This window comes from Chryseobacterium sp. P1-3 (assembly GCF_000738495.1).
In the GTDB taxonomy this organism is placed as follows: Bacteria; Bacteroidota; Bacteroidia; order Flavobacteriales; family Weeksellaceae; genus Chryseobacterium; species Chryseobacterium gallinarum.
Genome location: NZ_JPEQ01000031.1, coordinates 1 through 3,667 on the forward strand (window position 1 = coordinate 1; position 3,667 = coordinate 3,667).

At 33.5% G+C, this 3,667-nt stretch carries 5 protein-coding genes and 1 pseudogene; all 6 read right to left on the minus strand.

What is annotated here, in order from left to right:
* Nucleotides 1-351, minus strand: a 351-nt coding sequence (locus tag HX13_RS21490) for a hypothetical protein (protein WP_157837482.1), incomplete at its 3' end; no start/stop codon positions are given.
* A 122-nt stretch (nucleotides 352-473) separates the two neighbouring features.
* Entirely contained in the window at nucleotides 474-995 is a 522-nt protein-coding gene (locus HX13_RS21495; RefSeq protein ID WP_050022739.1) for a hypothetical protein, read from the minus strand.
* A gap of 2 nt (nucleotides 996-997) precedes the next feature.
* Entirely contained in the window at nucleotides 998-1,696 is a 699-nt protein-coding gene (locus HX13_RS25240; protein ID WP_316931382.1) for a JAB-like toxin 1 domain-containing protein, read from the minus strand.
* A pseudogene (locus HX13_RS22700) lies at nucleotides 1,694-1,873 on the minus strand (RHS repeat-associated core domain-containing protein); the annotation flags it as partial. The gene HX13_RS25240 and the pseudogene HX13_RS22700, both read right to left, overlap by 3 nt.
* A 258-nt stretch (nucleotides 1,874-2,131) precedes the next feature.
* Nucleotides 2,132-2,467: a hypothetical protein gene (locus HX13_RS21505; protein WP_050022741.1), complete on the minus strand. Its 336-nt coding sequence runs from the start codon at nucleotides 2,465-2,467 to the stop codon at nucleotides 2,132-2,134.
* Nucleotides 2,468-2,469: 2 nt separating this feature from the next.
* Nucleotides 2,470-3,667 (minus strand): RHS repeat-associated core domain-containing protein (locus tag HX13_RS21510; protein WP_316931381.1); only part of this gene is annotated, 1,198 nt, incomplete at its 5' end.

The following is a 3,667-nucleotide window of genomic DNA, read 5'->3' on the forward strand; positions in this document are numbered from 1 at the left end:
TACGCTGTTTTTAGTATAGCTTACCCTCGCATTTCCAAGGTGATCCCTGTATTGGTAAATATAGCGGTTTTCAGCGAAACTATAAAATCCTTCTGCTGTTGGTACAAAATCAAGACGCCATTCCGGGGTAATAACACCCGGCTCAAGAATTTCCCCGGATTCCTTATAAGCCTCCTTTTCAAAAGCTACACTTGTACGGCACCATAGGCAAGGTTCAATAACTTCACGATATTTATACTGGAAACCATCCAGGTAATCGGTAATAACATTAGTGGTTGATTGTCCTCTTCCTCCTCCTGAAGTATTGAGTTTACGAAGCTTTACCCCATCTGCACGATAAAGGTATTGCAACCTGAAATTCTTAGTCCCGAAAAAAGGATCAGAGATTTATTTATCTTGTTCTGTTTTGTATATGAAAACAGAACAATACAAAAACCACTGCTTTCGCAGTGGTTCTATATTTTAAGTGAAGACTAATCTGTATAATTCTTTGAAAATTTCACTCCTTTCTTTTCCAAAATATTTTTAATTTCTTTTGATTTTTTTTGGGGTAAAATTTCAACAACTTCGTTTTTACTATTTAACGTAATATGCCAGTTTGTTGTGTTATATGTAATAGCCATTTTAGCTAAATTAAGATTTTCATAAGGAATCTCTTTAAATGTTTTTTCTAACAAATAAGACTTATCTAAATCTTCACTAATAATTAATTTATATCCATTGACTTCATACACTTTAGAATATTTAAAATCCATTAATAATGCTGGATTTACAAAACACAAATCAATCCAGTAATTTCCATTTTTAGCATTATCACTTTGAGCACCGATAATGATGATATTCGTTTTTGGATTTATTACCTTTTGTTGATTTCTAAATTCTATATAGCCAGTAACAATGTTTCTCGCTGTATTATCCTCTTTATTGAAAACAGCTGTACTACAACTAACTATTAAAACAAAGAAGATTAGTAAACAATATATATTCTTTCTCATTTTTAATTCTTTTTACCTCCAATAAATGTTGCATTTTTTGAGTCATATTTAAAATACCCTTTCCCTGGCGTTGGCCATTTCCAAGTACTATATTGATACGTATTTGTAATTTGAGGGTTATTACTTCTAAAGTTTGCATCTCCTTGCTTTAAACCATAAGTCATTATTGGAACATTATTTATAAACCTATCATTCCAACCCGATGGACCCACGTTTGCACCGGGCGGATGGGAGTGTACATTTTCAAAATGGGTTCCATCTTGTATAATATGTCCTCCAAAACTATATGCTCCCAACATAGCACCTGCATTTACACTTTGATTAACAGAATGGTTAGTACTTATAATGCTTGTACTGTATCCATCACTAAAATTAAATGTATCTTGAGAAAATTCCACTTTTGTATTTTCTGCTGCAAATTCAAAGAATTGAGTTGCTACATCATAGTTCTGTATTTGCAAATAGCTGTATGTTGAACTTGCGCTACCTTCCAGCCCATCACTTTCTGGCAAATCAAAAGCTAATGATTTCATATTCCCTATCTGTGAATCTCCTGTTGGATTATCTTTTGTCACATTTGTACGGGCAATCTGGATAGACTTAGACTCATCTTCGTTGGTAATAGTATCATAGGCATTATTGTCTTTTGTTCTTTCTATGTTACCATTGTTAAAGATCTTAATCTTATCTTCTGCCTGCATTCCATCTGGGTCAATAGACCTCAAAGGATTATTAAAAGCGTAAGTATAAGGACTCCAACGTCTGGAAGTTTCCGCCAATGGATCGACAACACCCCATCTTCCCAGATCCGGCATATACATCCTTGCTCCATAATCGTACATTCCCGTCTCCTGTAGCTCCTTTCCATTGTACTTATAGTTCTTACAGCTTATTATAACTAGAGACTACCTTTGAAATAGTCTCTCATATATGTTATATAATTTTACTCTTCGTAGTCCTTTGAAAATTTAACACCTTTCTTTTCTAAAATACTTTTTATATTCTTTGCTTTTTCTTGAGGCGATACTTGTATAACTTCATTTTTATAATTGAAAGTAAGCAACCACATACTAGTGTTATAAGAGAAAGGATAAGAAGCTAAGTTAAAGTTTTCGTAAGGAACCTCCTGTATATTCTTAAATGCATTTTTTTAACATGATTGTTTCATCTAGTACTTCATCAATTATTATCCTATAATTATAAAGTTTATAGACTTTTGTATACTTAAAACCAGACATTAATTCTGGATTCATAAAATATACGTTTAACCAATATTTGTTTTCCTTTTGTATTTTATTTGCACCAACTATTAATATATTGTCATTTGCATTTACGTAGTGCTCTTTGTTTTTGAAGTCAATATAACTTTCAATAACTTGCATTACTACTTTAGGATCAATCTTTTTATCTTGTGCTTTACAAGAAAATAGAATTAGTATAGTTCCTAAAATAAATATCAATTTTGTTTTCATAATTAATTTATTTTTCTGTTACTACCTGTATATGTTGCTGTTGAACCATTAAAATTAACATACCCTTTTCCTGGTGTTGGCCATTTCCAAGTACTATAGACATTGGTAGTTTTAAATATTGGATTTCTGCTTGATACATCAGCATCTACATAACCTCCCGTAATGATTTTATAAAAAATAGGATTATTATTATCAAATCTAACATTAAATCCTCCGGGGGCTATACTCTCTCCTAGCGGATGAGAATGATCAAAATCAACACTTTTGGTTTGGTTAATGAAGTGATTTCCATTTTCTCCTGCCAGATTTACATAGGGAATAGCAAAATAGGCACTAACACTTACATTAGTAACGTGGCTAGTAGTTATAACATTTGAGGAAAATCCATCTCCAAAATTAAATGTATCCCTAGTGAATTCAACATTAGTATTTTCTGCTGCAAAGTCAAAAAATTGTTTAGCTGCATCATCATTTTGTATTTGTAGATACGTATAAATGTTACTTCCTTTTGAGCCTTCGTGTCCTGGTGTTTTAAAATTAATATCTTTAGCTTCTCCTATTTGTGAGTCTCCTGTAGGATTCTTTTCTGTCACATTTGTACGGGCAATTTGAATAGATTTAGATTCATCTTCGTTGGTAATAGTATCATAGGCATTATTGTCTTTTGTTCTTTCTATGTTACCATTGTTAAAGATCTTAATCTTATCTTCTGCCTGCATTCCATCTGGGTCAATAAACCTCAAAGGATTATTAAAAGCGTAAGTATAAGGACTCCAACGTCTGGAAGTTTCCGCCAATGGATCGACAACACCCCATCTTCCTAGATCCGGCATATACATCCTTGCCCCATAATCATACATTCCCGTCTCCTGTAGCTCCTTTCCATTGTACTTATAATTAAAATATCCTCCTAAAAACCCTCTTCCCTGGCCAATATGGTTTAACCCGAACGGATAATAATTGTTAGTATCCGTCACTTGAGCAACACCTGCGCTGTTTTTAATATAGCTTACCCTCGCATTTCCAAGGTGATCCCTGTATTGGTAAATATAGCGGTTTTCAGCGAAACTATAAAATCCTTCTGCTGTTGGTACAAAATCAAGACGCCATTCCGGGGTAATAACGCCCGGCTCAAGAATTTCCCCGGATTCCTTATAAGCCTCCTTTTCAAAAGCTACACTTGTACGGCACCATAGGCAA